Below are 26,909 nucleotides of genomic sequence, written 5' to 3'. Positions count from 1 at the left end.
CCTGTTCCTAGCGATTCGCGGCCAGCAGGCGCCACGAAGGATTGGCGATCCGATCGCTGCAATTAGCGATCTGATCGCGTTTATTTGCGACTCGTTCGCTATTGTCAACATTTGTTTGCGAAGGAGAGATTTTGGTGACACCAAGACGGCATGAGGCCGCCATCACGAATGCTTGCCGTCGCACGACTTGTCCTCGGTCAAACTCAGGCCGAGGTGGCGGAGCATTCTGGCATCAGTCCGCGCACGATCTACATGATCGAGAAGGGGGCAGCCGGCATCGCAAGCGTTGAAAAACTGGTCCGCCACTACGGCAAGTGTGGGGTGATTTTCCTCGCACCTAGTGGGACGGAAGGCTGGGGCATCCGTGCCAACTTTGTGGCCGGGTCTTATGATGATGAGCGACCAGAGTGATCGGTTGCCACAGCGCTGAGATCAGAAGCTCAAAGCCCCTTCGGGGTCCAAGCCGGCGTCGCCGGAAATTGACGGCCTGCCGGCCGGCTTTTGATTAGATTCTGACGACAAGACCTCGTCCGCTGCGAAGTAGGCTCCGCTCCTCGGCCTTGTCTTCTAAACGGAATGCGCGCTGTTCGATCGCCTAGGGCGATCGGCACGCATGCATCATTCTGGGGAAGTTGCGGTCGACTAACTGGCAGGGGTTGTCTGTGTAACGCCCCCGGGTCCAATAGGTTTATTACACCGCTCATTTATTGCCATAGCCGGCCCGAAAGCCGGCAGGGCTGATATAGTGATTTCCTTCGCCCAAGGAAAGGGCAAACGTCACAAAAGCTTTATCTCCGGCAGCAGAAAGAACGGGAAAATGCCCGCCGGCGATTGGTTTCCTGAAGGCGAAGGCTTAAATTGGAGAAAACGGAATCAGCGCGACATGCAGCAATATCTCGATCTCCTGAAGCATGTGATGGAAAAAGGCTCCGACCGGGGCGACCGCACCGGCACCGGCACCCGCTCGGTCTTTGGCTACCAGATGCGCTTCGACCTCGAAGAAGGATTTCCCGTCCTCACCACGAAGAAGCTGCATCTGCGCTCGATCATCCACGAGCTTTTGTGGTTCCTGAAGGGCGAAACGAATATCCGCTATCTCAAGGAGAACGGCGTCTCGATCTGGGATGAGTGGGCCGACGAGAACGGCGACCTCGGGCCGGTCTATGGCGCACAATGGCGCTCCTGGCCGGCACCGGATGGCGGCCATATCGACCAGATCGCCAATCTGGTCAAAGGCATCCTCAACAATCCCAATTCGCGCCGCCACATCGTCTCGGCCTGGAATCCGGCGGAAGTGGACAATATGGCGCTGCCGCCCTGCCATTGTCTGTTCCAATTCTATGTCGCCGACGGCAGGCTCTCCTGCCAGCTCTACCAGCGCTCCGCCGACATCTTCCTCGGTGTGCCGTTCAACATCGCCTCCTATGCGCTTTTGACGATGATGGTGGCTGAGGTGACGGGGCTCAAACCCGGCGATTTCGTCCACACGCTCGGCGACGCCCATCTCTACCACAACCATTTCGACCAGGCGAAGCTGCAGTTGACGCGCCGGCCGAAGCCGCTGCCCTTCATGCGCATCAATCCTGAGGTGAAGGACATTTTCGGCTTCACCTTCGATGATTTCGAGCTGATCGGCTACGAGGCCGATGCCAGCATCAAGGCGCCGATCGCCGTCTGATCCGGGACATTTCATGGCCGATATCCGCAGGACCATCATCGCCGCCGTTGCCCGCAACGGCACCATCGGCCGCGACGGCGACATGCCGTGGCGGCTTTCGAGCGACCTCAAGCGCTTCAAGGCGCTGACATTGGGCAAGCCTGTCGTAATGGGCCGCAAGACCTACGATTCGATCGGCAAGCCGCTGCCGGGACGGCCGAACGTGGTCATCTCGCGGCAAGCGGCGATCGACGATCCCGCTATCAGTATGGCGCATTCGCTGCCCGAGGCGATGGACGCGGCTGAAAGGCTGGCGCTCGAAACCGCCGCCGACGAGATCTGCATCATCGGCGGCGGCCAGATCTACGCGCAGGCGATCAATCTGGCCGACCGGCTCTGCATCACCCATGTCGAGGCCGATCTCGACGGCGATGCGTCGTTTCCTGAGATCGATCCCAATCTCTGGCAGGCGGGAGAGACGATCGCGGTGCCGGCTGGCGAAAGGGACAGCTATCCCACCCGCTACGTCGTCTATGACCGCCGTCGTGCGTGAAAACGAACTATTTTCCAATTAAATTGACCAAGTTTCTCACGCTGCGTTGAAAGCCGGTGCGGTGATACCTATAACGGTCACCAACGCATCCGCCGGTCAGCCCCCACGGTCCAGGATGCGGGGAAGACTTTAACGAACAACGAGGTTTTGATGCCCTGGAGCAATCAGAATGGCGGCGGCGGCCCTTGGGGCGGCGGCGGTAACAATCAGGGACCATGGGGTCAGGGGCCGAACCGACCACGCGGCAGCGGCGGCAAGGGCGGACCGCCCGATCTGGAAGATATTATCCGGCGCGGCCAGGATCAGCTGCGCAACATCGTTCCCGGCGGTTTCAACGGCGGCGTGGCGGTGATCGTTTTGGCGATCGTCGCCGTCTTCTGGCTGATCCAGTGCGTCTACACCGTCCAGCCGGACGAACGCGGCGTCGAGCTGCGCTTCGGCAAGCCGCGGGAAACGGTGTCGATGCCGGGTCTGCATTTCCATTTCTGGCCGATGGATACGGTCGAGATCGTCAAGGTCACCGAGCAGCTGCTGAATGTCGGCGGCACGCAGGGCAGCAGCAACACGGCCGGCGGGCTGATGCTGTCGGGTGACCAGAACATCCTCAATGTCCGCTTCAACGTTCTCTATCAGATCAGCGATGCGCGCGCCTATCTCTTCAACGTCGAAAGCCCGGCGCAGACGCTGCAGCAGGTTTCCGAAAGCGCGATGCGCGAAGTGGTCGGCCGCCGTCCGGCGCAGGACGCGTTCCGCGACCGGCGCCTGGAGATCGCCAGCGAAGTCGCCAATATCATTCAGGATACGATGTCGCGTTACAGTTCCGGCATTTCGATCAACAAGGTGACGATCGAGGACGTGGCGCCGCCGCGTGAAGTGGCCGATGCCTTCCAAGAAGTGCAGCGCGCCGACCAGGACAAGCAGCGCCTGGTCGAAGAAGCCAACCAGTATGCCAACCAGAAGCTCGGGCAGGCACGCGGTGACGGCGCCCGCATCCGCGAAGATGCCGCCGCCTACAAGGGCCGCGTCGTCAAGGAAGCGGAGGGCGAGGCGCAGCGCTTCATCGCCATCGACGAACAATATTCGAAGGCGCCCGACGTCACCCGCAAGCGGTTGTTCCTGGAAACGATGGAACAGGTGCTGAAGAATTCCAGGAAGGTCATCATCGAAGAGAAGCAGGGGGTCGTACCCTATCTGCCGCTCAACGAGATCTCCAGACCGTCGCAGCAGGGAGGTTGAGCCATGACTTCGAACAGGCTTCCCGTCATTCTCGTCATCCTCGCAGTCGTGCTGGTCGGGCTTTATTCATCGGTTTACGTGGTCAATGCCCGTGAACAGGCGATTGTAGTACGCTTCGGTGAGATCCAGTCGGTCAAGACCGAGCCCGGCATCTATTTCAAGCTGCCGTTCAGCTTCATGGACGCGGACCGCGTTCAGCTCGTCGAAAAGCAGAAGCTGCGTCTCGACCTCGACAACATCCAAGTACAGGTCAAGGGCGGTGCGACCTTCGACGTCGACGCCTTCGTGATCTATTCGATCAACGATGCCCGCCGCTTCCGAGAAACCGTCTCCGGTGATCGCGATTCGGCCGAAGCGCGGCTGCGCACCCGCCTCGATTCGGCACTGCGCCGCGTCTACGGTCTGCGGGAATTCGATGCCGCACTTTCCGACGAGCGCGTGTCGATGATGCTCGAGGTGCGCGACGATCTGCGTCCGGATGCCGAGCTTCTCGGACTGAATATCGAGGACGTACGCATCCGCCGCACCGATCTGACGGCCGATGTGGCGCCGAACACCTATAACCGCATGCGCTCCGAGCGACTGGCCGAGGCCGAACTCTTGCGCGCCCAGGGCACGGAAGACGGCCTGCGCCGCCGGGCGATCGCCGACCGCCAGGTGGTCGAGATCACCGCGGATGCCCAGCGCGATGCGGAAATCCTGCGCGGTCAGGGCGATGCCGAACGCAACCGCGTGTTCGCCGACGCCTTTTCCAGGAACCCCGCGTTTTTCGAGTTTTATCGTTCGATGGCGGCCTATTCCGCGGCGCTTTCCTCGCAGGACACGACGCTGGTGCTGTCGCCGAATTCGGAATTCTTCCGTTATTTCGACAACGCCGCCGGCGCTATGCAGCCGCCGGCAACCCCAGGAGCGCCGGCTGCCGCCGTTCCCGGCGCGGCTGCGCCCGCAGCCCCCGCCCAGCCGGCGAACTGACGCCGCGCGCGCTATCGCACAACTGGAAGGGCCGGCCCGCGCCGGCCCTTTTTTCATGCGCTGATTGAGACAATCGGGTTTTTGCGAGGCGGTGTCAGATTGCACGGGGATTTCGCGAAAAGGTGATTTCGCCCTCCATCATTCCGCCTTATGCTGATGCTCAATCTGCGCATTTACCGCTTATGAGGAAGCTTGATGGCCCCCACGATTGGCTCGCCCTTCAGACGAACGCTCGCGCTTATGGCCGGCGCCGCAATTCTGGCGCAAGCCGGCATGAGCGGGATTGCTTTTGCGCAAACCACGCCTGAAACAGCAGCACCCGGGGTTGCCGCGCCTGCTCCGGCTGCTCCCGCGCCGACGTCACCCGCGGCACCGCAGCAGGTCCCGCCCCTTCAGGGCGTCGTGCCGAACAACGGACCGGCTTCCGTCGCCGATCTCGCCGAGGGGTTGCTCGATGCGGTCGTCAACATCTCGACCTCTCAGAATGTGAAGGATGACGAGGGGGTCGGTCCGGCGCCGCGCGCGCCCGACGGATCGCCATTCCAGGAATTCTTCAACGACTTCTTCAACAAGCAGCAGGGCGGCAAAGGCCCCAACCACAATGTCAGCTCGCTCGGCTCCGGCTTCGTCATCGACCCGACCGGTTATATCGTCACCAACAATCACGTGATCGAGGGCGCCGACGACATCGAGGTCAATTTCGCCAATGGCTCGAAGCTCAAGGCGAAGCTGATCGGCACGGATACGAAGACCGACCTTTCGGTGCTGAAGGTCGAGCCGAAGGCGCCGCTGAAAGCGGTCAAATTCGGCGATTCCAGCGAGATGCGCATCGGCGATTGGGTGATGGCGATCGGCAATCCGTTCGGCTTCGGCGGCTCGGTGACGGTCGGCATCATTTCCGGGCGTGGCCGCAACATCAATGCCGGCCCGTACGACAATTTCATCCAGACGGATGCAGCGATCAACAAGGGCAATTCCGGCGGCCCGCTCTTCAACATGAAGGGCGAGGTGATCGGCATCAACACGGCAATCATCTCGCCGAGCGGCGGCTCGATCGGTATCGGCTTCTCCGTGCCATCTGAACTGGCTTCCGGCGTTGTCGAGCAGTTGCGCGAATATGGCGAGACGCGGCGCGGCTGGCTCGGCGTGCGCATTCAACCGGTGACCGACGATATCGCCGACAGCCTCGGCCTCGACACGGCCAAGGGTGCACTGGTCGCCGGCGTCATCAAGGGCGGCCCCGTCGACGACGGCTCCATCAAGGCGGGCGACGTGATTCTGAAATTCGACGGCAAGACGGTCAATGAAATGCGCGATCTGCCGCGTGTCGTGGCGGAAAGCACGGTCGGCAAGGAAGTCGATGTCGTGGTGTTGCGCGACGGCAAGGAGCAGACCGTCAAGGTGAAGCTTGGCCGCCTCGAAGACAGCGATCAGGCGGCATCCGGCGGCGCGGCCCCTGATGGCTCGCAGGACGGCGTGATCACCCCTGATCCCGACGAGAACGACGACATGGACCAGCCGGATACCGGCGATCAGGTCCAGCCCGTCCCGGGCGCGCCGGCGCCGGACCAGCACCAGGGCCAGGGATCGCCGGATGCGGCAACACCCAAGAACGTGCTCGGATTGTCGCTGTCGCTGTTGAGCCCCGAGACACGCACGGCTTTCGGCATTGCCGAGAGCGTCGACGGCGTCGTGGTGACGGAGGTGGCGCCCGGTTCCGCCTCGGCCGAAAAGGGGCTGAAGCCAGGGGACGTGATCGTCGAGGTGGCGCAGGAATTCATGAAGTCGCCGGACGCAGTCGCGGCCAAGGTGAAATCGCTGAAACAGGAAGGCCGCCGCAACGCCCAGCTGATGATCGCATCGGCAAACGGTGATCTTCGGTTCGTGGCAGTGCCGATGGAGTAGGGGAGCTGCGGCGGCACTTACCGCCTAGGTGTCTTTCGTCGCCGATCCGCCGTGGGCGGTGGATGGGTGCCTGTTCAGCGGTAGCGAATTCGCCCGCCGGGGTCTCTACCTCCCTCATTCCTGTGCTCGTCACAGGAATCCAGCCACGGCGCGTCTGCGCCGTGAATGACGCTCTTGCCGGGAGGAAGAGTCCCCCGCGCCCAAGGACTTGGGCGCGCTGGATCCCTGTGACGAGCACAGGAATGAGGGAGATTGGAGTGAGCGTTCTCGCCAAATTCTATGCCGACGCATAAGATAGCGCGCCGAATGCTTCATGATTGGCCCGGTTGGTTTAGTAACTAACCCACCACAAAATCCGTCTTCCGATAGCCCTGGATATAGAGCAGCGCGGTCAGGTCGGCGTGGTTGATGCGCATCTGCGCCTGGGCGGCGACCGTGGGTTTGGCGTGGAGGGCGACGCCGGAGCCGGCGAGCTGCAGCATGCCGAGATCGTTGGCGCCATCGCCGACGGCGATCGCCTCCTTCGGCGAAATGCCGAGGCTTGCCGAAATTTCGTTCAGCGCATCGACTTTGGCCTGCTTGCCGAGGATCGGCTCGGCGACGAAGCCGGAGAGAATGCCGCCATCGTCCAGCAAGGTGTTGGCGCGGTTCTCGTCGAAGCCGAGCATGGCGGCGATGGGGCCCGTAAAGACGGTGAAGCCGCCGGAGACGAGGGCGGTATAATGGCCTTTCGACTTCATGGTGGCGATCAGCTCCGGGCCGCCCGGGGTGAGCGTGATACGCCGGGCGATGACCTCGTCGACGACCGAGATCGGCAGGCCTTTCAGCAGAGCGACACGCTCACGCAACGCGGGCTCGAAGGCGATCTCGCCGTTCATGGCGCGGGCGGTGATGGCGGCGACCTTCTCCTTCAGGCCGACTTCGGCAGCGAGTTCGTCGATGCATTCCTGGCCGATCATCGTCGAATCCATGTCGGCGATCAGCAGCGTCTTGCGGCGGGTCTCCTGCTCCTGGATGACGAGGTCGATCGGCGCGCCAGCGATGACGGCGAGGATATTGGCCTCGGCCGCCTGCCCATCCGTACCGTCACGCAACGCGATGTCGCAGGCGACGCCGTCGGCCAGCCAGTAGAGACCGGAGGCCTCTACGGCCTCGGCCGCCTGTTCGGCGATAGCAGGGGTCAGGACAGGATTTGACGGATTGGCAACAAGCGTGGCAACGAGGGCCATGATGGAAAACCTTCTGAGCGTAGAGAACGCGATCCTGATAACCGGGCCGACCGCCAGCGGCAAGTCCGCGCTCGCCGTCGAATTGGCCAAGCGCTATGGCGGCGCGGTCGTCAATGCCGACAGCATGCAGGTCTACGACACCTTGCGGGTGCTGACCGCGCGCCCGTCGGAAGACGAGATGCAAGGGGTGCCGCATCATCTCTACGGCCACGTGCCGGCAGGGGCCGCCTATTCCACCGGCGCCTGGCTGCGCGACGTCTCGGCGCTGCTGCCGGCATTGAAAGCCGCCGGGCAACTGCCGGTCTTCGTCGGCGGCACCGGGCTCTATTTCAAGGCACTGACCGGTGGCCTTTCCGACATGCCCGCGATACCCGAGGCGCTTCGGGGGAAACTCAGGATGCGGCTGCTGGAGGAAGGGCCGGAGGGGCTCTATGCCGAACTTGACGCAATCGACCCTGCCATGTCGGCAAGCCTCAACCGCCAGGATGGGCAGCGCATCGTCCGGGCGCTGGAGGTGATCCAGGCGACGGGACGGTCGATCGCCGATTTTCAGGGGCGGTCCGGGCCAGTTCTGATCGACGCCGAGAAGGCACGAAAGATCGTCGTGCTGCCGGACCGGGCGATACTGCATGCCCGCATCAACGGCCGTTTCGAAAAGATGCTGCAGCAGGGCGCTGAAGACGAGGTGAGGGCGCTGCTTGCCCTCGGCCTGCCCGCCGAGGCGCCTGTCATGAAGGCGATCGGGGTGTCGCAGATCGCGGCGATGCTGAAGGGGGAGATGAGGCGCGAGGAGGTGCTGGAGAAGGGGGCTGCGGCGACACGGCAATACGCCAAGCGGCAGATGACCTGGTTCCGCAATCAGATGGACGAGAGCTGGGAGCGGCTGGCCCTATAGTGCGCAAGTCCGGGCTTGCCCTTCAACTGCGGTTACGCGCTGCGCACCTGCAGCAGTTTGGCGAGTTCGCCCACCGCCGCCTGCAGTTGCTCCTGCGGAAAGCCGCCGAAACCCAGCATCAGGCCGGGGCGTCCCGGCTGCGCGCCATACATGGGGGAGATCGCCCGCAGTGCGAGGCCGGCCGAAAGGGCGCGCGCCGCCAGCCGCACGTCGTCGGCTTCCTCGGGCAGCCATAGAAGGATGTGCATGCCCTGATCGCTCGGCTGAACATGACACCCTTTCGGCAGAACCCGCTCGAGCGCCGCGAGCAGAGCAGTGCGGCGTTCGGCATACAGACCCCGAATGCGCCTGATATGCGCCTCGAAATAGCCTTCCCTGATATAGGCGGCCAGAACGTGCTGTTCTGATATCGGCGAATGCCGGTCAAGAATGGCGCGTGCGCCGGCGAAGGCTTCTGCGAGGGGTGCTGGGGCGATGACGTAACCGAGACGCAACGACGGAAAGAGCACCTTGCTGAAAGTGCCGAGATAGATGACGCGCGACGGACGCAGCCCCTGCATGGAGGGAAAAGGGTGTCCGGCATAACGCAGTTCGCTGTCGTAGTCGTCCTCCACGATCCAGGCTCGGTTCTGGTCGGCCCAGGCGATCAGAGCGTTGCGCCGCGCCATGCTGAGCGGCATGCCGACCGGATATTGGTGTGAAGGCGTGACGAATGCGGCGCGCGCTTCCGGGCAGAGTTCGAGGCCGCGCTCCACATTCATCCCTTGTGCGTCGACCGGGATTCGATGCGTCCGAACGCCGAGATCGTCGAGCACTGCCGTCAGGCCGGGGTAAGCGGGATCCTCGGCCCATACCGGGTCGTCACGCGACAGAAGAACCCGGCCAGCCATGTAGAGGCCTTGCTGGGTGCCTGACGTAACGATGACCTGCTCGGGTTCGCAATGAACGGCCCGCGCGCGGCGGACGTGGTCGGCGATGGCGATGCGCAGCTCGAGCACACCCATCGGATCGTGGTAGCCCGAGGGTGCGGCCTGTCTTGAGGCGCGCATTCGATTGCCGACACGTCGCCAATTGTCGTCGGGCGCAATGCCGGACGCAGGCACCGCGATGGCGAAGGGAACGGGCGGGTGAGGGGTCAGCGCACGGGCGATCGATATCAGCCGGGCAGCTGGGGCAGGCAGGTCCATCGCCTCTGCGGACGCCGGCGCGGGCGGTGGCGGCGGAAGTGCCGGCGCCATGTCCGTCAGGGCGGCGGCAACACGGGTTCCCGCGCCCACTCTCGCCTCGAGATAACCTTCGGCGGTCAACTGGTCGAAGGCTTCGACGACGGTGCCGCGGGCGATCTTCAACGAGGCCGCAAGGCTACGCGTCGAAGGAAGGCGCTCGCCAGGCCTCAGTTCGCCGCAGGCAATAGCGTGCCGCAGGGCCTGTGCAAGCCGGCGGCCGACATGGGCCGTTCTGTCGATCCCGTGGAGAGACGGAATTTCGATGGTGGCCCGCCGCTTCGACATTGCAAGATGGTCCATGAAGATTCTTGAAAATGGCGCTTCATGATGAACCAATTTTAGAAGAGAAGGAAGGCCTCAGCGACTTCTGGAAAACGGACATGCAGGATCTTCTCGTCGTCTATATCGCCTATGTCATCGCAGCAGGAAGCCCGGGGCCAAGCAACATGGCGATCATGAATGTCGCGATGAGCCAGGGGCGCCGACCGGCCCTGGCGCTTGCCGCCGGCGTGATTACGATGTCGACATGCTGGGGACTGATTGCCGTCACCGGCATTTCGACCCTGCTGGTAGGCTATGCTCATGCCCTGTTATTCCTCAAGATCGCGGGCGGGCTTTACCTTCTCTGGCTCGCCTGGAGGGCGGCTCGCTCGGCCGCCGCCGCGGATGCGCCGGCAGGCGAGCCAGCCCGGCCGTCGACGGACTTCGGCCTACTCTACCGCCGTGGGATCCTGATGCATCTCGGAAACCCCAAAGCGGTTCTGGCCTGGGTCGCGATCATGTCGCTCGGCCTCAAACCGGGCGCTTCGCCCGAGATGGCGGTGACGGCTTTCGGCGGCTGTGTGCTGCTCGGGATATCGATATTCGCCGGTTATGCCCTGCTGTTCTCGACAGCGCCGATGGTGCGCGGCTATGCCAGGGCGCGCCGCTGGATCGAGGCAGTCCTCGCCGTGTTCTTCGCGGGCGCCGGATCGCGCCTGCTGTTCTCAAACTGACGCCTTTGCAGGATCACATCATGTCTCCGGCTTCTCCCTTTCACGGCCTTTCGGCCTTTCCGGCAACGCCCGCGAATATCGATGGCCGCGTCGACACCGAAGCCCTCGGCCGCGTTCTGGAACGCTTGTGCGAGGCGGGCGTCGCCTCTATCGGGCTTCTCGGCAGCACCGGGATCTATGCTTACCTCGCGCGCGAGGAGCGGTTGCGCGCCGTCAAGGCCGCGGCCGAATGCGTCGCCGGCCGTATTCCTCTCATCGTCGGGGCCGGGGCTCTCAGAACGGACCACGCCGTGGGTCTTGCCAGGGATGCCGAGGCGGCCGGTGCGGATGCTCTTCTGCTGGCGCCGGTCTCCTATACGCCGCTGACGCAGGAAGAAGCCTATGAGCATTTCCTGGCGGTCGCGAAGGCAACGAAGCTGCCGGTCTGCATCTACAACAATCCCGGCACGACCCATTTCACCTTCAGCCGGGAGCTTCTCCAGCGCCTCTCCGATATCGAAACGATCAGGGCGGTGAAGATGCCGCTGCCTGTTGACGGCGATTTGCCAGGGGAACTTGCGGCCTTGCGGGAGAAGACCGATCTCGCGATCGGTTACAGTGGCGATTGGGGCGCGGCCGATGCGCTGCTTTCCGGCGCAGACGCCTGGTACAGCGTCATCGGTGGTTTGCTGCCGCGCACGGCTCTCGGCCTGACCAAGGCCGCCATTGCCGGCGACGTCGATGGGGCACGCCGGCTCGATAAGCTCTTCGAGCCGCTATGGCAAACCTTCAAGGCATTCGGAAGCATCCGCGTGGTCTATATGCTGCTCGAACATCTCTCACTCGCCCGGGCGGAGCTTCCGCGACCGCTCCTGCCGCTGAAATCAGCGGATCGCCAGCGTGTGCTCGAGATCGTCGAGCCGCTGATCGCACTGGAGGGCGGGCGGAAGACTTAATGCATGTCGCCCGGACGTGTGCAGCGGTTTCGGGACAACGACATACATAAAAACAAAGAGCTAAAGCGCGTTGCGTGAATCAAATTTGATGGGACGCGCTTTAGTCCTTGTTGTAAAGGCTGCTCAACGGCTTTTTCAGAATGCTTTCGCGCAGCGACGAGCCGGGTTCCCGGCGGGTGATGGCCGGCTGGTCGGTCGGCGGTGCAGGTCGCGGAAAGATCGGTTCCTCGCGGCGCATCTCGCGGCGCAGCGCATCGAGCCGCGGATCGACGGATGAAGGTGCGGCCGGGTCCAGCCCCGGCGTCTGCGGCAGCAGTTCGCGCCGGTAGGATTCGAGGGGCGCCGAAACCGGCGGCGGCGAGGCCGGTGGAGGCGAGGCCGCTGGAGGCGGTGCGTAGGGCTTGGCCTCGAGAACCTCGTCGGCGTCATTCTCTTCGTCGGAACGTGCCGTCGATGCGCCGAAGCTCTGCTGGAAATTCGAAATATCAGGCCCGACCGTTACCGCTCGCATGCGGGTGACGATCTTGCGCAGATCGACCGTATCCGGATCTTCCTCGCTATGCTTGCTGTTGGCGCTGGCAGCCTTCGGCAGCAGATTTTCGTCGACGCGGGAAAAGCGCATGCGCATCGGCACGCTGATCGCCTCGCCGAAGGCGATCGCCTCGCCGTTGCCGATCGAGGAGATGAAGCTCGTCGTCGAGATCGACGAGTTCGGGATCGCCGAGCGGATGATTTCCTGGTCGCGGTCATTGGCCAGGCGCATGGCAAAGAGCGTCGAGCACTGCGACAGGATCGTCTGGTCGAGCTCGCCCGGCCGCTGGGTGATGATCCCAAGCGAGACGCCGTATTTTCGGCCTTCCTTGGCGATGCGGGCGATTGCCTGGCGCGTCGGCACGAAGCCGAGGCTGGGATCGGAGGGGATATAGCGGTGGGCTTCCTCGCAGACGACGAGCATGTGGATAGCGCCGTCACTCCAGAGTGCCACCTCGAAGGCCATGCGGCAGAGCACGGAGGCGACCGAATTGACCACTTCAGAAGGAATGCCGGCAAGCTGGAAGGTGCAGATCGGTCGGTTGTCGCCCGGAATGCGGAAGATCTGCGCGATGGTGTCGGTGATCGTGTCGCTGATCGTGTTGTTGGAAAACATGAAGTGATAGCGCGGATCGTTGATTGCGGCGATGAGGCGCATCTTCAGCGACCGCAGGCCGGGTTTTTCGGCGCGGCCCTCGAGGCGGCCGATGCGCTCGTCGATCAGCGCCAAGAGATCGGCCATGCGGTAGGGAACCGGCGTATCGGCGGTGATCGAGCTCTTTTCCGTCGTCCGGCGCACCAGCGAGTTGTCGCTGCCGCGGAAGGCGCGCTTTGCCTCCGGCATGATATCGCGCAGCATATCGAGTTCTTCGGGCACCGGCGGGCGGCCGCGAAAGACGACTTCGGCGAATTCCTCGAGCCGCATCAGCCAGAAAGGCAGGTCGAGCGTATCGGTATCGATGGTGACGGCGTGCTTGGGAAAGGCGGCGGCAAATTCATTATGCGGGTCGAGGATCAGCACCCGCAGCTTCGGATCGGCCACGATCGCCTTGTGCAGCAGCAGCGATACGGCCGTCGACTTGCCGACGCCGGTCGAGCCGACGACGGCGAAATGCTTGGAGAGCATCGAGGGGATGTGGATCGCCGCATCGATGCTTTCATCCTGCGTCAGTTTGCCGATGACGGCGGTCGTGCCCGTTCCGGCATCGTAGATACGCATCAGGTCGGCGGCGCGGATGCGGTGGGCGATGGCGCCGAGATAGGGATAACGCGAGATGCCGGTCGAGAATTCCTCGCGCCCGTCCTCGTCGACGCGGACCTCACCGAGCAACTCGGTCTCGATCTTGAAATTATTGTCCTCGCCTTCGCCCCAGGCATGGCTGCCGGTATTCATCTGATAGACGAGGGCGACGACGCGGTTGCGGCCGACGCTGATCGAGATCAGCCGGCCGACGGACCAGAGTTCGGTGAGATCAGTCCCGCCCTCAACGGCGACGGCGGCAATCGTCGCCCGCGAGCCGCTGCATGCAACGACGCGGCCGAGAAAGCGGTTTCCCGGCGCGAGGCCATCGCGGCGATCGTGCTCGCCTGCCTTGCCAGACATGCGCAAGTCGTTGTTGAGCAACGGGCTACTCCTACAGTAGCGTTAAAGGATAAAGTCGATCCTTTAATAAATCCTTCATCCTATCGATTTTCAGCGGCGCAGGCGCGGGCAGTTTTTTATTGCGGCATGCGTTGACGCTGCGAAATTTTCTGTCTATCACTTCCGACCATGAAAATCGCAACGGCTCTTATCGTGGTGGGAAAGCGCATGGGCAGGATGGTGTAACCATCCGGCGGTAGCCACCCATGCGCTAGATGACAGGCTCCTCCGGGGCCTTTTTTTATGCCCGAAATTCGGGCTTCCGGCCACAAACGCAATCCCAGCATCAAACGGAACAGACAGATGAGCACGGACAATCAGGCGGCAGGCAATCGGATGACGGGAGCGGAGATCGTTCTCAGGGCGCTGAAGGACAACGGCGTCGAACATATCTTCGGCTATCCCGGCGGCGCAGTCCTGCCGATCTACGACGAGATCTTCCAGCAAGAGGAGATCAAGCACATCCTCGTCCGCCACGAGCAGGGGGCCGGTCATGCGGCCGAAGGTTACGCCCGCTCTACCGGCAAGGTCGGCGTCATGCTCGTCACCTCGGGCCCGGGCGCCACCAATGCGGTCACGCCGCTGCAGGATGCGCTGATGGATTCGATCCCGCTCGTCTGCCTGACTGGTCAGGTTCCGACCCCGCTGATCGGCTCCGACGCCTTCCAGGAATGCGACACGGTCGGCATTACCCGGCCCTGCACCAAGCACAACTGGCTGGTCAAGGACGTCAACCAGCTCGCCGCCATCATTCATGAGGCCTTCCGCATCGCCCAGTCCGGCCGTCCAGGCCCCGTCGTCGTCGATATTCCGAAGGATGTGCAGTTTGCGACCGGCACCTATACGCCGCCCGCCGATTACCCGATCCAGAAGAGCTATCAGCCGAAGATCCAGGGCGACCTCAACCAGATCCATGCGGCGATCGAGCTGATGGCGAATGCGCGCCGGCCGATCATCTATTCCGGCGGCGGTGTCGTCAATTCCGGCCCTGAGGCCTCCAAGCTGCTGCGCGAGCTGGTCGAGCTCACCGATTTCCCGATCACCTCGACGCTGATGGGCCTCGGCGCCTATCCGGCTTCGGGCAAGAACTGGCTGAAGATGCTCGGCATGCACGGCTCTTACGAGGCCAACATGGCGATGCATGACTGCGACGTCATGGTCTGCATCGGCGCCCGCTTCGACGACCGCATCACCGGTCGCCTCAACGCCTTCTCGCCGAATTCGAAGAAGATCCATATCGACATCGATCCGTCCTCGATCAACAAGAATGTCCGCGTCGATATCGGCATCCGCGGCGATGTCGGCCATGTGCTGGAAGACATGGTCCGCCTGTGGCGGGCTCTGCCGAAGAAGCCGGAGAAGAATCGTCTCGAGGATTGGTGGAGCGACATCGCCCGCTGGCGGGCGCGCAACTCCTTCGCCTATACCAAGAGCAATGACGTGATCATGCCGCAATATGCGCTGGAGCGCCTCTATGCGCATACCAAGGACCGCGACACCTATATCACGACCGAGGTCGGCCAGCATCAGATGTGGGCGGCGCAGTTCTTCGGCTTCGAACAGCCGAACCGGTGGATGACCTCGGGCGGCCTCGGCACGATGGGCTACGGCCTGCCGGCGGCGCTCGGCGTCCAGATCGCCCATCCCGGCAGCCTCGTCATCGATATTGCCGGCGACGCCTCGATCCAGATGTGCATCCAGGAAATGTCGACGGCGATCCAGTATGATGCACCGATCAAGATCTTCATCATGAACAACCAGTACATGGGCATGGTGCGCCAGTGGCAGCAGCTGCTGCACGGCAATCGCCTGTCGCACTCCTATACCGAGGCGATGCCTGATTTCGTCAAGCTGGCGGAAGCCTATGGCGCGGTCGGCCTGCGTTGCGACAAGCCGGATGAGCTCGACGACGCCATCGTCGAGATGATCGAGGTCAAGAAGCCGGTCATCTTCGATTGCCGCGTCGCCAATCTCGCCAACTGCTTCCCTATGATCCCCTCGGGCAAGGCCCATAATGAAATGCTGCTGCCCGACGAAGCCACGGATGAAGCGGTCGCCAACGCGATCGACGCCAAGGGCCGTCAGCTCGTATAACGATCAGGTAGGAACCCAGGACCATGAACGCACATCTTCAGCCCACGGGCTCTGCCTACTTCATCTCGCCGGAAACGACGGCGATCGAGAGCCATACGCTTTCGGTGCTCGTCGACAACGAGCCGGGCGTCCTTGCCCGCGTCATCGGCCTGTTCTCCGGCCGCGGCTACAATATCGAAAGCCTCACGGTTTCCGAGACCGAGCATCAGGCGCATCTTTCCCGCATCACCATCGTCACCCGCGGCACGCCGCATGTGCTGGAGCAGATCAAGGCGCAGCTCGATCGCATCGTGCCGGTCCATCGCGTCGTCGATCTGACGGTGCGCGCCCGCGAACTTGGCCAGGAACGGCCGATCGAGCGTGAAGTGGCGCTGGTCAAGGTGATCGGCGAGGGCGAGATGCGCGCCGAGACGCTTCGCCTTGCCGATGCCTTCCACGCCAAGGTGGTGGATGCGACGATCGATCACTTCATTCTGGAGATCACCGGCAAGTCCTCGAAGATCGACCAGTTCATCGCGATCATGAAACCGCTCGGCCTCATCGAAGTCTGCCGCACCGGCATCGCGGCAATGAATCGCGGTGCTCAGGGGATGTGAGGCAGAAGCTTCATCCCTTCCTCGGCGTCATCCTCGGCCTTGTGCCGAGGATCTGCTCACCTATCGAGCGGCGCAGATGCTCGGGACAAGCCCGAGCATGACGAAAGAGGAGTTGGCGGGCTTGTCAGTAATTCGGGCCGCTGGAGATCACAGCATCTCCAGCGGCTTTTTCTTTGCCGGCGGCGGGAAGGCGGCGTCGAGCGCCTGCCAGTCCTCGTCGGTGATCTCAAGCGAGACGCAGTCGCGGTTCTCCGCCACGCGTTCGGCATTCGACGTCTTCGGAATGACGATGACACCGTCGCGTTCGAGCAGGAAGGCGAGCGCCAGCTGGGCGGGCGTTGCCTGATAGGCCTTGGCGATGTGGATGAGTTCGGGATGATGCAGGATATGCCCCTGCTCGATCGGCGAATAGGCCATGATGGGAATGCCGCGGCTCTGGCACCAGGGCAGGAGATCATATTCGATGCCGCGGCGGGAGAGATTGTAGAGCACTTGGTTGGCGGCGACATTGGCGCCGTCGGGTACTCTGAGCAGTTCCTCCATGTCGTCGGTGTCGAAGTTGGAGACGCCCCAGGCGCCGATCTTGCCCGACGCTTTCAGCATTTCGAAGGCTGCGACGGTCTCGGCCAGCGGATAGTTGCCGCGCCAGTGCAGGAGATAAAGATCGATCCGGTCGGTGCCGAGCCGTTCCAGGCTGTGCTCGCAGGCGTCGACCGTGCCTTTCAGGCTGGCGTTCCAGGGATAGACCTTGCTGACGAGGAAGATCTCGTCGCGCCGTCCCCGGATCGCCTGGCCGACGATCTCCTCGGCGCCGCCGTCGCCATACATTTCCGCGGTGTCGATCAGCGTCATGCCGAGATCGATGCCCGCCCTGAGGCTTTCAATCTCCATCTTGGCATCGCCGGCATCCTCGCCCATGGCCCAGGTCCCCTGGCCGAGTGCCGGCACTTCCGTGCCGTTCGGGAATTTGACGGAGGGGATGGGGTCGTCCTGCATGATTTTTTCCATTTTTCAGGAGATTGCGCAGCGTTCTTATCTTTCAACTAATCCTGTCACCATGACAATGATGGAATGGCGTCAAGAGTTTAGGGCAGTTACGCTGACCTAAATAAGGCGGGCCTGGGAAAAGAGCCGGCTTCGGGAGATTGCATGCCGCTGGATACGTTTTTCGCCCTTGTTCTCTTCGCCTTCACGACGTCGATCACGCCGGGGCCGAACAACATGATGCTCTTTGCCTCGGGCGTGAATTTCGGCTTCCGCAGGACGATCCCGCATATGGTCGGCATCGGCGCCGGTTTCTTCTCGCTGCTGATCGGCGTCGGCCTCGGGCTCGGCGCGTTGCTGCACACGATGCCCCTGGTCTATACGGTGCTGAAGTTCGCCGGCGGCGCCTATCTTGTCTGGATCGCCTGGAAGATCGCCGCCTCGCGTTCGCTGAGCGAAGGCAGGAGCAGTGCGGCGCCGATGTCCTTCGTCTCGGCGGCGGCCTTCCAGTGGGTCAACCCGAAAGCTTGGGTGATGGCGGTTACGGCGATGGCGACCTACACCAATCCTGAACTCTATCTTGCCAGCGTGCTGATCGTCGGCCTGGCTTTCGCGGTGGTCAACGTGCCGAGCGTCTCGACCTGGGCGGGCTTCGGCTCGGCACTCAGGGAATGGCTTTCCGATCCCGTGCGGCTGAAGTGGTTCAACATCACCATGGCCGTGCTTCTGGTGGCGAGCCTCTGGCCGATGTTAAAATAGAGCAATCGACGGTTTCGTCAGCATCAACCAGAAAATGCCGATGACGGCTGAGAAGGCCGGAAAGCCGAAAGCGAACCAGACGCGGTAGAGGCTGAAATAGGCCGGCGGCAGCGCGTTTGTCGATGCCGCGGCAGCGCGGGCGAGATCACGCAGGCGGATCTGGATCCAGACGACCGGCAGCCAAAACAGGCCAGTGACGACGTAAAGCAGAAGCGACAGCGCAATCCAGCCTTCCGACAGGTCCCAGCCGATCATGCGGGCGAGGAGATAGCCGGTCACCGACTGGAGAATCGCGGCGGTGGCGGTAAAGACTGTATCGGCGATCACGACGGTTCCGGCGACATGAGCGATCAGGGCGGGATCACGCGTGCGGTGCGCCATCACCATGAAAAAGGCGATGCCGGCGCCGGTGCCGAAGAGCACGGTCGCGCCGACGACATGGGCAAGCAGCAGCCATTCCTCGAGCATCAGCGTTCATCCAGGATGGCAAGCGCCGTCAGCGTCAGCAGGACCGACGGCAGCACCTTGACGAGGGGACCGAGCGGATCGAGCCAGAGCGCGGGTTCGAGCAGGCTGCCACCGGCGAGATAGGCCAACGAGACGGCGAGCATGCCGAGAAGGGCGCGTCTGGCGAGCGGGCGAACAAGCACGGCGGCGCCAAGCGCCACATCGATGATGCAGGTGGCAAGCGTCAGCGCCGTTGCCGCCGCTTCCGGCATGAAGGGCAGGAAGTGCGCCGAGGCCCTTTCCATCGAAAGCAGCGGGATCAGGCCGGAGAGCTGCCAGAAGGCCGACAGGCCCGATATGATGAGCGGCTTCAGCAGATAGAGCCGGGCAAACCAGAGATCCTGCACGCCGGAAGGGCTTGGCGGGGTTGTGGTGTGTGATAGAAGGAACGGAGACGGTTTCATGAGGATCCGTTAGGTTGCGCGAGACGTTGCCACGATTCCGCTTCTCCCCGGCGGGGAGAAGATGCCGGCAGGCAGATGAGGGGGATGAGCGGCAAAGCCGCGAATGCACGGAGCGCAGCGAAGAGGAACATAAAGGGCGTGCCGTGCGGCCCCCTCATCCGACCCTTCGGGCCACCGCCCGGGGTTGAGCCACGGGTCTCAACCCGTCCTTCGGACCCCCGCTGGGGAGAAGAGGAGGAGCGAACCGCGCGCATCGAGGAAACAGGGCGGCCGATCGCCGTTCCGGGAGGAGATTGCCTTGCACGACGATCACGACCATCACCACGATCATGCCCACGACAACCACTACTCCGACATGCAGGCCCGCGTGAAGGCGCTGGAAACGCTGCTGACGGAGAAGGGCCTGATCGATCCGCATGCCATCGATGCGATCGTCGAGACTTACGAAACCAAGGTCGGGCCGCGGAACGGCGCGCATGTTGTCGCGAAAGCCTGGAGCGATCCCGGTTTTGCCGACTGGCTGAGGCGCGATGCGACGGCGGCGATCGCGAGTCTCGGTTATACCGGCCGGCAGGGCGAGCATATGCGCGCCGTCTTCAATACGGCCGAGACCCATAACCTCGTCGTCTGCACGCTCTGCTCCTGTTATCCCTGGTCGGTGCTTGGCCTGCCGCCGGTCTGGTACAAGGGACCGGCCTATCGTTCGCGGGCGGTGATCGATCCGCGCGGCGTGCTCGCCGAATTCGGCCTGACCCTGCCGGAGGGCAAGAAGATCCGCGTCTGGGATTCGACGGCGGAGCTGCGTTATCTCGTGATCCCCGAGCGGCCGGAGGGCACGGAGGGCATGGATGAGGCAGCACTTGCCGGCCTCGTCAGCCGCGATGCGATGATCGGCACGGCGGTGGCCGGTAGCCCGGAGGCACTGTCATGAACGGACCGCACGATCTCGGCGGGCAGATGGGCTTCGGGCCTGTCGCGCCTGAGAAGGACGAGCCCTATTTCCATGCCGAATGGGAAAAGCGGGCGCTCGGCATCACGCTCTCCTGCGGGGCCTTCGGCGCCTGGACGATCGATGAAAGCCGGCATGCGCGCGAGAATATCCCGCCGGCCGATTACCTCGCGGCGAGCTATTACGAGATCTGGATCCGCGGCGTCGATACGCTGCTCACGCGACACGGCTTTGCGACGCGCGAGGAGTTGCTGTCCGGACACAAGCTGCAGGATGGCACGGCGCCGAAACGGGTGCTGAAGGCGGAGATGGTGCCCGCCGTGCTTGCCAAGGGCGGGCCTTGCGACAGGCCGGTGGATGGCGCGCCACGCTTTGCGGTCGGCGAGCGGGTGAAGACGAAGAATTTCAATCCGGCGACCCATACGCGATTGCCGCGCTATGCCCGCGCCAAGGCCGGCGTCGTCGAAGCGGTGCAGGGCTCCTTCGTCTTTCCCGATGATAATGCCCATGGCAAGGGCGAGAACCCGCAATGGCTCTATACCGTCGTTTTCGACGGTGGCGAGATCTGGGGCGAAGGCGCGGACCCGTCGCTGACGGTCTCGATCGACGCGTGGGAGAGCTATCTTGAGCGTGTGTGAAATAGCCTCCGAGCTCAGCCAATCGCCCGGGCTGCCCAAATCTGCGGAGGGCGCGCCGGTCTTTCCCGAACCCTGGGCGGCCGAGGCCTTCGCCATGACCGTGCATCTGCATGAGAAGGGGCTGTTTTCGTGGAGCGAATGGGCGGAAACGCTTTCGCGGCAATTGCATCAGCCCGGACGGGCTGAAGACGGCAGCGACTATTTCGACTGTTGGGTGGCGGCGCTTTCGGAGCTGCTGGTCAGCCGCGGCGTGGCCGACGCATCCGCCATCCTCGAGCTGCAGAAAAGCTGGCAGCGGGCGGCCGAGGCGACGCCGCACGGGCAGCCGATCGAGCTCGCCAACGATCCGCTGCGCTGATCCTCACGACGGGAACTGCCGGTAGCATTCCTCGGCCACACCGCGCAGGGTCTCGCGCGAGATTTCGCCGGTGACGGCATAACCAAGTTCGCCGTCGATCCAGTAGAAGGTTTCGAGTTTGCCCGATGAGGCGAAGCGGAAGCTCGTCGTGCGGTTTTCCTTGTTGCGGCCGACCATGACGGTCAGGCGCTCGCCGGCCTGGTTCTCATACATGAACATGGCGCCGGGCCTGCCGTCGACCGGCAGCAGGCGGCCGCCGACCAGCTTGAAGCCGAGCGGCTGCAGGTTCGGGATCTTCAAGTTCTGGATCGCCAGGCGCTTGCCGAGCCAGGTGGCGAGATGGGCCTCCTCGTCGGCGAAAACCTCGACCGGGTGGCGAACCTCGGCGGCATAGACGGTGAAGGCGGTCTCGGCCTGTTTCGGCAGGGTTTCGGAACCGGCTAACTGCAGGTCCGGCTTTGCCAGAAGGGCCGGGCCATAATGGCCGCTGACGGCACCGAGCGCGAAGACGACGAGCGCTGCGGCGGCGACTGCCCAGCGGTTCGGCACCGACGGGATGGCGTGCGGCGGCGCGACGAGCAGGGCATCGGTGTCCTTTGCCCTGTCGTAACCGGCAAAGAGCGAGCGGATGCCCGTGTTCTGCGCCTGCCATTCGGCGACCATCGCCGCCTCGTCGGGATTGTCGGCAAGATAGGCCTCAATGCGGGCGCGCGCCGTTTCGGGCAACTCGCCGTCGGCATAGGCGTGGAGATCGGCTTCGGTGACGATCGGGTTGGTCTCGTTCATTTCGGTCTCCGAAGCGTAATGATGTTATCGGCCTTCAGGTGTTCGGCGACGCGCCGGCGGGCGCGCGACAGGCGGGACATCACCGTGCCGATGGGGATATCGAGCGCGGCGGCGACCTCGCTATAGCTATATCCCTCGATGACGACGAGCATCAGCACGGCGCGGTACTCCTCCGAAAGGCTGTTCAGCGCGTTATCGAGCCGGGTGCGTTCCAGCGGATCGGCCGGCGCTTCGGGTGCTGCCATATCTCCTGCAGCGTCGAGCTCGAGCATGCCGTCGCGCGCCTTGCCGCGCCGGCCGTTGCGGTAAAGATTGGTCATGATGGTCAGGACCCAGCCGCGCAAGTTGAGGCCGCGCCATTGACCGCGGCGCGCCAGCACCTTCTCGACGCAATCCTGAAGCAGATCCTCGCCATCGGCATCCGAGCGCGTCAGGCTGCGCGAATAGCGCCTGAGCGAGGGAAGGAGGGCCAGGATCTGGCCCTCGAAACTTTCGGGTGCGGGTGTCTTCACGCCAGCTCTCTTGCCGTCACATCAGGGCTTGGCAAGGTCCCAGTTGCCGCCGACGCCGTCGCCGGTGATGTCGCCGGCCTTGGTGTCCTTGACCCAGTAATAGAGCGGCATGCCGTCCTTGGCCCATTGCTTCGTGCCATCCTTGCGTTCGATGATCGAATATGCACCATCGGCCTTGGCATCGGAAGCGGCCATCAGCGGCGGCCAGTTCTTGGCGCAATCGTCGTAGCAGTTGGAAACGCCCTTGGCGTCCTTCTTGAAAGTATAGAGGGTCATGCCGTTTTCGCCGGCAAGAACCTTGCCCTTGGCAGTCTCGACTTCCTTGACGGGCGCGGCGGCGAAAGCAGCGGTCGCGGCAAAGGCGGCTGCCGCTGCGACGGACAGGAATTTCACGGACTTCATGGTGTTTCTCCTCGGGTTGGGCACGCGATTTCGCGCTACCTGAGATGAGACACGAGACGAGGCGGTTTTATTCCCGCGTGGAGAAGTTTTATGGCGGGCGGATGGTCATTCGCACACAACACCCTGCTTTTACAGTCATTTACATCATGGCTATTTGCGGATAACATATATCCTTAATTCCGCTCGCAGAGCCAGCCATGATGAGTTGTTGAATGATCCTGAAAAGCCAGGTCGAGTGGGCGCTGCACTGCTGTGCCATTCTCGCGGGCCTGCCCGAGGGCAGGTATCTCTCCACCAAGGCGCTGGCCGAGCTTCATGGCCTGCCGAAGGAATATCTCTCCAAGGCGTTGCAGAGCCTTTCTCAGGCTTCCCTCGTCGAAACCACGCTTGGCCCGAGCGGCGGCTACAGGCTTGCGCGCGCGCCGTCGGAGGTCAATTTTCTCGAGATCGTCGAGGCAGTCGAGGGCAAGGCGCGCAGCTTCACCTGCACGAATATCCGCGAGAACAATCCGTGCCGGCCGGCAGGCTATTGCGACAGCAAGCCTTGCGCGGTCGCCCGCATCATGTGGGAAGCCGACGAGGCCTGGCGCGATACGCTGAGGCGTGTACGCCTCTCCGATCTCGTCGGCACCTTGTCCGAAGAGGTTCCGCCGAATATCTGGCAGGACACGTTCGAATGGGTGCTGAAGCGCGCCGGCTGAGGTCCGTGCGAAATCCTAGGCCCTGAAAATCGTCCTGATGGTCTTCAGGATGGCATGGGCGCTGCGGATCTGTTCCGGGGGCAGGGCGGCGCCGTCGCGGAAGCGTTCGGCGCGGCCGGCGAGGTGTTCGGCGATTTCCTCGGCGAGCGCCGGGCGTTCGGCAAGCAGCGGCGCGAAGGCCTCCTGGTCGATTTCATAGGCCGTCACCGGCGTCAGCGCCTCCAGGGTGCAGACTTCCTGCATGCCGGCGAGCAGGCCGGTCTCGCCGAAGAAATCGCCGGGCGCCAAGCGTCCGCGTTCCTCGCCCGCATGCCGGGCGGCGATGATGCCGGCGCGCACCATCATCAGCGCGGGCAGCATTTCGCCCTCCCGTACGATGACGTCGCCCTTGCGGAATTGCCGGGCAGTCGTGGTTTCGGCGAGCTTTGCCTTTTCTTCCGCCGTCAGCGTCGCAAAGACCGGAATGGCTTCGATCAGCGCAAGCGGCGTCACGCTCGGCGGCTTGGCGTTTTCCTCGGTCGGCAGGTCTGCGGCAAGGATGCTGGCCGAGGGCGGGACGGCGAGCAGCAGGCCGGCGGATTTGCAGTGGCGGTAGACGAGATCGAGCACTTCGTTTCGCGCCGGCACGCGCTGGCTGGGGCTCGTCACGCGGAATTGCAGCTCGACTTCGAGCGCGGTGGCGTCAAGCTCCTTCAAGGCCACCACCGGCGGCGGCTCACGCACGATGGAGTTGCAGCTCGTCAGCGCCGTCAACATGACCTGTCGGATCGAGGCCGGCATGCGCGTCGGGGCGATGCGGATAGTGAGGATCAGGAGGTGGGTCTCGTCCGGCCGGCTGACATTGGTCAGGCCGAGCTTGGCGAGAAAGCTGTTCGGCAGCACGACGATATTGTTGCCGGGGGTCAGGATGTGCGTCGCGCGCCAGTTGCTCTCGACGACGCGCCCTTCCGTGCCGTCGCTCAAAAGGATCCAGTCGCCGATGATATAGGGCCGGCCGAGGGTCAGCGCGATGCCGGAGAAGACGTCGGCCAGCGTGTTCTGCAGCGCGAGACCGAGAATGATGGCGACGACGCCTGATGTGGCGACGAGGGTTCCGATCGGCACGCCGAAGACGAAGGCGAGGATCGAAAGCACCATGCCGATATAGACGACGCCAATGACGAGATCCTGGAGCAGACGGGCCTCGCGCGGGCTGCCTTCCAGCACCAGATAGAGCCGGATGAAACCGATGACGGCCCATGCCAGGTGAACCCACCAGAGCGATTTGGCGAGAATGACGAGCAGGGCCTGAGGGTCCTGCGTCTCATATCCCTGAAACCGGTGAGGTTCGATGCCGCTGCCGATGAGGATCAGCGTCATCACGCCGAAGAACAGGATCTGCACCACCAGCCGCGTCGTCGGCCGCTGGCTGGAGAGGAAATACCAGACGACGATGCCGGCGAAGCCGACTGCAATGAGAGAATTCAGTGGCTTGCCGAAGAGCGCGTCGTAGATCATCTCTCTGTCTCCGGGAGGGCGGGCGGCACATGATTGAGCATGTCGGCTGTCCGCGCAAGCATCGGTCCCGCGCGGACAGGCTTGGAGGTTGCCTACTTCTTGAGGGGATAGGTCAATTCTTTCTGGTCGGTGTCGACGACGAAGACAGCGAGCAGGCGAGCCGGCTGCGTCTCGCTGCCATTGGCGCTGACGTCATGGCGGTCGCCAGGCATTTCCGAGAAGCTCTCGCCGGCCTGATAGGTCTTGATCGGACCGTCATTGACCTGGCTGCGGATCGATCCTTCCAGCACGGTGGCGTAGATGAATGCCGAGTCCGGATGGGTGTGGCCTTCGGAGAAGCCGCCGGGCCCGTATTCGACCAGCACGCCCTTGATGCTCTTGCCCGGCACGTTCGGCAGTTCGTGCTCATAGACGCGCGTTACCTTGGCGGACTTGCTGCTGTCATGGGCGGAAGCGCCGGTGGCTGCCAGAAAGGCGAGGGCGGCGGCGAGGAACGATGATTTGATCATGGGAATCTCCTTGTTGGCAGGGGGAGGAGGCCGATCACTTCGGCCGGACGGATGTGGCGAACCACTGCTCGAAGGTGATCGAGCCGAGGCGCGGGTCGTCGTCGGAAACGAGGGACTGGTCGTTCAGCCTGGCGCCGAAATATTTCGCCTCGGCGTCGGCCTCGACGATCCGCGGGTCCTTCGTCGCCTTGAGATAGCGGGCGACGAGCTCGCTGAGCCGGACCCGTTCCGGGCCGGATATTTCGATCGTTTTGTTGGCTGGGGCGGAGAGCGCCACGTCGGCCATGGCGTCGGCTACGTCGTCGGAAGCGATCGGCTGCACATAGGCGGGCGATAAGCGAACCGTCTGGCCGACGGTGCCCGACTGGGCGATGCCGCTCAGGAATTCCATGAACTGCGTCGAATGCACGATCGTATAGGGAATGCCCGATGCCCTGATCAGCTGTTCCTGGGCGAGCTTGCCGCGGAAATAGCCGCTGTCCTGGAGCCGTTCGGTGCCGACGACGGAAAGCGCGATATGGTGCTTCACGCCGGCAGTCTTTTCGGCGGCGAGAAGATTGCGGCCCGACATCTCGAAGAATTCGAGCACGGCCTTATTCTCGAAGGAGGGCGAATTGGCGAGGTCGAGCACGACGTCGGCGCTCGTCAGCGCTTCCGCCAGACCTTCTCCGGTGACCGTGTTGACGCCGGAGTTCGGCGAGGCGGCGATCACCTCGTGCCCGCGCGTGCGCAGGCGTTCGACAGTCTTCGAACCGATGAGGCCGGTTCCGCCGATGACGACGATTTTCATAACAGATCTCCATTCGCTGCCGGCATGCGGCAGCGTCAAAGCTGAATCTTCTCAATGAATTGCGTGAGTTAGTTCAGGCCAGCCTTGTCAAGGCCGTAGGCCTTGTCGGCCGAGCCGGGCACGGTCTTGAAGCCGACATTGACCCGGTTCCAGGCATTGATGGCCATGACGACGAAGGTCAGGTCGGAGATTTCCTTCTCCGAAAGCTGGCCGCGCACGCGCTCATAGATTTCGTCGGGAACGCCGCCTTCGGGCAGCTTGGTCAGCGCTTCGGTCCAGGCAAGGGCTGCGCGCTCGCGGGGAACGAACAGGTTCGATTCCCGCCAGATGGCGACGTGATAGAGTCGGAGCTCGCTCTCACCATGGATCTTTGCCTGCTTCACATGCATATCAAGGCAAAAGCCGCATCCGTTGATCTGCGAGGCGCGGATCTCGATAAGGGCCTGCAGCTTCTCATCGATGACGCTGCTTCTCAGCGCCATGCTGAATTCCATGAATTTCTTGAAAAGTTCGGGGGACTGCTGGGCGTAATTCAATCGCTGGGTCATGTCGTTTCTCCTCAATTAAGGACATTTAATATCCTTATGGATAAAAGATATCCTTAATTGCTGGACTGTAAAGCCATTCTCACCTAGTTTGCCTGCATA

General features: G+C 63.0%; 28 protein-coding genes and 1 pseudogene. 16 read left to right on the top strand and 13 right to left on the bottom strand.

The genetic code is table 11. The annotated features are described in order from the left end of the window. Positions 1-168: 168 nt before the first annotated feature. The 6 genes from CO655_RS24250 to CO655_RS24225 all read left to right on the top strand — a co-directional run bounded on the left by CO655_RS24250 (position 169) and on the right by CO655_RS24225 (position 6,323). A complete protein-coding gene (locus CO655_RS24250) occupies positions 169-411 on the top strand; it encodes a helix-turn-helix transcriptional regulator (RefSeq protein ID WP_176539295.1) in 243 nt (80 codons plus the stop codon). A 472-nt stretch (positions 412-883) separates the two neighbouring features. Beyond that, positions 884-1,678 carry a thymidylate synthase gene (locus CO655_RS24245; RefSeq protein ID WP_097667133.1) on the top strand — a complete coding sequence of 265 codons (795 nt, stop codon included), beginning with the start codon at positions 884-886 and terminating at the stop codon, positions 1,676-1,678. 13 nt (positions 1,679-1,691) lie between these two features. Beyond that, entirely contained in the window at positions 1,692-2,210 is a 519-nt protein-coding gene (locus CO655_RS24240) for a dihydrofolate reductase (protein ID WP_097667132.1), read from the top strand. A gap of 150 nt (positions 2,211-2,360) precedes the next feature. Next, the gene (gene hflK, locus CO655_RS24235) at positions 2,361-3,446 is read left to right on the top strand and encodes an FtsH protease activity modulator HflK (protein WP_097578841.1); all 1,086 of its coding nucleotides are present in this window, start codon (positions 2,361-2,363) and stop codon (positions 3,444-3,446) included. A gap of 3 nt (positions 3,447-3,449) precedes the next feature. Then, positions 3,450-4,418, top strand: coding sequence for a protease modulator HflC (locus tag CO655_RS24230; protein ID WP_097667131.1), 969 nt, complete (start codon positions 3,450-3,452; stop codon positions 4,416-4,418). Positions 4,419-4,613: 195 nt separating this feature from the next. Then, positions 4,614-6,323 (top strand): DegQ family serine endoprotease, encoded by a 1,710-nt coding sequence (locus tag CO655_RS24225; protein ID WP_097667130.1) that lies wholly within the window; start codon positions 4,614-4,616, stop codon positions 6,321-6,323. Between the two features lie 338 nt (positions 6,324-6,661). On the opposite strand, the gene serB is transcribed toward CO655_RS24225, so the two are convergent. Continuing rightward, the gene (serB, locus tag CO655_RS24220) at positions 6,662-7,552 is read right to left on the bottom strand and encodes a phosphoserine phosphatase SerB (protein ID WP_097667129.1); all 891 of its coding nucleotides are present in this window, start codon (positions 7,550-7,552) and stop codon (positions 6,662-6,664) included. Here serB and miaA point away from each other — a divergent pair. Further along, on the top strand, positions 7,551-8,447 hold the full coding sequence (miaA, locus tag CO655_RS24215) for a tRNA (adenosine(37)-N6)-dimethylallyltransferase MiaA (protein ID WP_176539294.1): 897 nt from the start codon (positions 7,551-7,553) through the stop codon (positions 8,445-8,447). The two genes, serB and miaA, sit on opposite strands and share 2 nt — an antisense overlap. Before the next feature lie 32 nt (positions 8,448-8,479). On the opposite strand, the gene CO655_RS24210 is transcribed toward miaA, so the two are convergent. Continuing rightward, complete coding sequence (locus CO655_RS24210; RefSeq protein ID WP_176539297.1) at positions 8,480-9,958, bottom strand: PLP-dependent aminotransferase family protein; 1,479 nt, start codon at positions 9,956-9,958, stop codon at positions 8,480-8,482. 95 nt (positions 9,959-10,053) lie between these two features. On the opposite strand from CO655_RS24210, the gene CO655_RS24205 reads away from it, so the two are divergent. Then, entirely contained in the window at positions 10,054-10,668 is a 615-nt protein-coding gene (locus tag CO655_RS24205; protein ID WP_097667147.1) for a LysE family translocator, read from the top strand. A gap of 20 nt (positions 10,669-10,688) precedes the next feature. Next, positions 10,689-11,603 carry a dihydrodipicolinate synthase family protein gene (locus CO655_RS24200; RefSeq protein WP_097667126.1) on the top strand — a complete coding sequence of 305 codons (915 nt, stop codon included), beginning with the start codon at positions 10,689-10,691 and terminating at the stop codon, positions 11,601-11,603. A 100-nt stretch (positions 11,604-11,703) separates the two neighbouring features. On the opposite strand, the gene CO655_RS24195 is transcribed toward CO655_RS24200, so the two are convergent. Continuing rightward, the gene (locus CO655_RS24195; protein WP_097667124.1) at positions 11,704-13,758 is read right to left on the bottom strand and encodes an ATP-binding protein; all 2,055 of its coding nucleotides are present in this window, start codon (positions 13,756-13,758) and stop codon (positions 11,704-11,706) included. A gap of 321 nt (positions 13,759-14,079) precedes the next feature. Between CO655_RS24195 and CO655_RS24190 the strand changes: the two genes are divergently transcribed. Then, a complete protein-coding gene (locus tag CO655_RS24190) occupies positions 14,080-15,870 on the top strand; it encodes an acetolactate synthase 3 large subunit (protein WP_097605018.1) in 1,791 nt (596 codons plus the stop codon). 23 nt (positions 15,871-15,893) lie between these two features. Next, a complete protein-coding gene (gene ilvN, locus CO655_RS24185; RefSeq protein WP_010034065.1) occupies positions 15,894-16,466 on the top strand; it encodes an acetolactate synthase small subunit in 573 nt (190 codons plus the stop codon). Between the two features lie 147 nt (positions 16,467-16,613). Here ilvN and CO655_RS24180 read toward each other — a convergent pair whose 3' ends face one another. Beyond that, positions 16,614-17,462, bottom strand: a complete 849-nt coding sequence (locus CO655_RS24180) for an aldo/keto reductase (RefSeq protein WP_097667146.1) — start codon at positions 17,460-17,462, stop codon at positions 16,614-16,616. A 153-nt stretch (positions 17,463-17,615) separates the two neighbouring features. Here CO655_RS24180 and CO655_RS24175 point away from each other — a divergent pair, with 153 nt between their 5' ends. After that, on the top strand, positions 17,616-18,209 hold the full coding sequence (locus CO655_RS24175) for a LysE family translocator (protein ID WP_097667122.1): 594 nt from the start codon (positions 17,616-17,618) through the stop codon (positions 18,207-18,209). Here the strand turns inward: CO655_RS24175 and CO655_RS24170 are convergent. Together CO655_RS24170 and CO655_RS24165 are read right to left on the bottom strand one after the other, a co-directional pair. After that, positions 18,201-18,677, bottom strand: a complete 477-nt coding sequence (locus CO655_RS24170; protein ID WP_097667120.1) for a DUF2269 domain-containing protein — start codon at positions 18,675-18,677, stop codon at positions 18,201-18,203. The two genes, CO655_RS24175 and CO655_RS24170, sit on opposite strands and share 9 nt — an antisense overlap. Continuing rightward, positions 18,677-19,075, bottom strand: a pseudogene (locus CO655_RS24165) (DoxX-like family protein); the annotation flags it as partial. The pseudogene CO655_RS24165 and the gene CO655_RS24170, both read right to left, overlap by 1 nt. Positions 19,076-19,418: 343 nt before the next feature. Here CO655_RS24165 and nthA point away from each other — a divergent pair. Genes nthA through CO655_RS24150 form a run of 3 tightly spaced genes read left to right on the top strand, consistent with a single transcriptional unit; the run spans position 19,419 to position 21,065 of the window. Continuing rightward, a complete protein-coding gene (gene nthA / locus CO655_RS24160; protein ID WP_010028340.1) occupies positions 19,419-20,051 on the top strand; it encodes a nitrile hydratase subunit alpha in 633 nt (210 codons plus the stop codon). Further along, complete coding sequence (nthB, locus tag CO655_RS24155) at positions 20,048-20,707, top strand: nitrile hydratase subunit beta (protein ID WP_097605021.1); 660 nt, start codon at positions 20,048-20,050, stop codon at positions 20,705-20,707. The genes nthA and nthB overlap by 4 nt, the downstream gene beginning before the upstream one ends. Next, on the top strand, positions 20,694-21,065 hold the full coding sequence (locus tag CO655_RS24150) for a nitrile hydratase accessory protein (RefSeq protein ID WP_097605022.1): 372 nt from the start codon (positions 20,694-20,696) through the stop codon (positions 21,063-21,065). The genes nthB and CO655_RS24150 overlap by 14 nt, the downstream gene beginning before the upstream one ends. Positions 21,066-21,068: 3 nt before the next feature. On the opposite strand, the gene CO655_RS24145 is transcribed toward CO655_RS24150, so the two are convergent. The 3 genes from CO655_RS24145 to CO655_RS24135 are packed head-to-tail and all read right to left on the bottom strand — an operon-like array spanning position 21,069 to position 22,765. After that, complete coding sequence (locus CO655_RS24145) at positions 21,069-21,851, bottom strand: anti-sigma factor (protein WP_010030086.1); 783 nt, start codon at positions 21,849-21,851, stop codon at positions 21,069-21,071. Next, positions 21,848-22,363, bottom strand: a complete 516-nt coding sequence (locus CO655_RS24140; RefSeq protein ID WP_097667118.1) for an RNA polymerase sigma factor — start codon at positions 22,361-22,363, stop codon at positions 21,848-21,850. The genes CO655_RS24145 and CO655_RS24140 overlap by 4 nt, the downstream gene beginning before the upstream one ends. A 21-nt stretch (positions 22,364-22,384) precedes the next feature. Then, the gene (locus tag CO655_RS24135; protein ID WP_009996856.1) at positions 22,385-22,765 is read right to left on the bottom strand and encodes a hypothetical protein; all 381 of its coding nucleotides are present in this window, start codon (positions 22,763-22,765) and stop codon (positions 22,385-22,387) included. 212 nt (positions 22,766-22,977) lie between these two features. Here CO655_RS24135 and CO655_RS24130 point away from each other — a divergent pair, with 212 nt between their 5' ends. Beyond that, complete coding sequence (locus CO655_RS24130; RefSeq protein WP_097667116.1) at positions 22,978-23,466, top strand: Rrf2 family transcriptional regulator; 489 nt, start codon at positions 22,978-22,980, stop codon at positions 23,464-23,466. A gap of 15 nt (positions 23,467-23,481) precedes the next feature. Here the strand turns inward: CO655_RS24130 and CO655_RS24125 are convergent, their stop codons facing one another. From CO655_RS24125 to CO655_RS24110, 4 genes are all read right to left on the bottom strand, one after another. Continuing rightward, positions 23,482-24,963, bottom strand: a complete 1,482-nt coding sequence (locus tag CO655_RS24125; RefSeq protein ID WP_010031951.1) for a mechanosensitive ion channel family protein — start codon at positions 24,961-24,963, stop codon at positions 23,482-23,484. Positions 24,964-25,055: 92 nt separating this feature from the next. Then, on the bottom strand, positions 25,056-25,472 hold the full coding sequence (locus CO655_RS24120) for a cupin domain-containing protein (protein WP_010031950.1): 417 nt from the start codon (positions 25,470-25,472) through the stop codon (positions 25,056-25,058). Positions 25,473-25,506: 34 nt separating this feature from the next. After that, entirely contained in the window at positions 25,507-26,262 is a 756-nt protein-coding gene (locus CO655_RS24115) for an SDR family oxidoreductase (protein ID WP_097667114.1), read from the bottom strand. A gap of 68 nt (positions 26,263-26,330) precedes the next feature. Beyond that, a complete protein-coding gene (locus CO655_RS24110) occupies positions 26,331-26,810 on the bottom strand; it encodes a carboxymuconolactone decarboxylase family protein (protein ID WP_097667112.1) in 480 nt (159 codons plus the stop codon). Positions 26,811-26,909 lie beyond the last annotated feature (99 nt).

The sequence above is a fragment of the Rhizobium sp. M1 genome, from assembly GCF_002531805.1.
Taxonomy (GTDB): Bacteria; Pseudomonadota; Alphaproteobacteria; order Rhizobiales; family Rhizobiaceae; genus Rhizobium; species Rhizobium etli_C.
This window is presented reverse-complemented; position numbering and strand designations above follow the sequence as displayed.

What these genes read in the sequence shown, in the direction of transcription:
- CO655_RS24250 (WP_176539295.1), top strand. Translation starts at nt 169, where the DNA reads ATGCTTGCCGTCGCACGACTTGTCCTCGGTCAAACTCAGGCCGAGGTG.
- CO655_RS24245 (WP_097667133.1), top strand. Translation starts at nt 884, where the DNA reads ATGCAGCAATATCTCGATCTCCTGAAGCATGTGATGGAAAAAGGCTCC.
- CO655_RS24240 (WP_097667132.1), top strand. Translation starts at nt 1,692, where the DNA reads ATGGCCGATATCCGCAGGACCATCATCGCCGCCGTTGCCCGCAACGGC.
- hflK (WP_097578841.1), top strand. Translation starts at nt 2,361, where the DNA reads ATGCCCTGGAGCAATCAGAATGGCGGCGGCGGCCCTTGGGGCGGCGGC.
- CO655_RS24230 (WP_097667131.1), top strand. Translation starts at nt 3,450, where the DNA reads ATGACTTCGAACAGGCTTCCCGTCATTCTCGTCATCCTCGCAGTCGTG.
- CO655_RS24225 (WP_097667130.1), top strand. Translation starts at nt 4,614, where the DNA reads ATGGCCCCCACGATTGGCTCGCCCTTCAGACGAACGCTCGCGCTTATG.
- miaA (WP_176539294.1), top strand. Translation starts at nt 7,551, where the DNA reads ATGATGGAAAACCTTCTGAGCGTAGAGAACGCGATCCTGATAACCGGG.
- serB (WP_097667129.1), bottom strand. Translation starts at nt 7,552, where the DNA reads ATGGCCCTCGTTGCCACGCTTGTTGCCAATCCGTCAAATCCTGTCCTG.
- CO655_RS24210 (WP_176539297.1), bottom strand. Translation starts at nt 9,958, where the DNA reads ATGTCGAAGCGGCGGGCCACCATCGAAATTCCGTCTCTCCACGGGATC.
- CO655_RS24205 (WP_097667147.1), top strand. Translation starts at nt 10,054, where the DNA reads ATGCAGGATCTTCTCGTCGTCTATATCGCCTATGTCATCGCAGCAGGA.
- CO655_RS24200 (WP_097667126.1), top strand. Translation starts at nt 10,689, where the DNA reads ATGTCTCCGGCTTCTCCCTTTCACGGCCTTTCGGCCTTTCCGGCAACG.
- CO655_RS24190 (WP_097605018.1), top strand. Translation starts at nt 14,080, where the DNA reads ATGAGCACGGACAATCAGGCGGCAGGCAATCGGATGACGGGAGCGGAG.
- ilvN (WP_010034065.1), top strand. Translation starts at nt 15,894, where the DNA reads ATGAACGCACATCTTCAGCCCACGGGCTCTGCCTACTTCATCTCGCCG.
- CO655_RS24180 (WP_097667146.1), bottom strand. Translation starts at nt 17,462, where the DNA reads ATGCAGGACGACCCCATCCCCTCCGTCAAATTCCCGAACGGCACGGAA.
- CO655_RS24175 (WP_097667122.1), top strand. Translation starts at nt 17,616, where the DNA reads ATGCCGCTGGATACGTTTTTCGCCCTTGTTCTCTTCGCCTTCACGACG.
- CO655_RS24170 (WP_097667120.1), bottom strand. Translation starts at nt 18,677, where the DNA reads ATGCTCGAGGAATGGCTGCTGCTTGCCCATGTCGTCGGCGCGACCGTG.
- nthB (WP_097605021.1), top strand. Translation starts at nt 20,048, where the DNA reads ATGAACGGACCGCACGATCTCGGCGGGCAGATGGGCTTCGGGCCTGTC.
- CO655_RS24145 (WP_010030086.1), bottom strand. Translation starts at nt 21,851, where the DNA reads ATGAACGAGACCAACCCGATCGTCACCGAAGCCGATCTCCACGCCTAT.
- CO655_RS24135 (WP_009996856.1), bottom strand. Translation starts at nt 22,765, where the DNA reads ATGAAGTCCGTGAAATTCCTGTCCGTCGCAGCGGCAGCCGCCTTTGCC.
- CO655_RS24130 (WP_097667116.1), top strand. Translation starts at nt 22,978, where the DNA reads ATGATCCTGAAAAGCCAGGTCGAGTGGGCGCTGCACTGCTGTGCCATT.
- CO655_RS24125 (WP_010031951.1), bottom strand. Translation starts at nt 24,963, where the DNA reads ATGATCTACGACGCGCTCTTCGGCAAGCCACTGAATTCTCTCATTGCA.
- CO655_RS24120 (WP_010031950.1), bottom strand. Translation starts at nt 25,472, where the DNA reads ATGATCAAATCATCGTTCCTCGCCGCCGCCCTCGCCTTTCTGGCAGCC.
- CO655_RS24115 (WP_097667114.1), bottom strand. Translation starts at nt 26,262, where the DNA reads ATGAAAATCGTCGTCATCGGCGGAACCGGCCTCATCGGTTCGAAGACT.
- CO655_RS24110 (WP_097667112.1), bottom strand. Translation starts at nt 26,810, where the DNA reads ATGACCCAGCGATTGAATTACGCCCAGCAGTCCCCCGAACTTTTCAAG.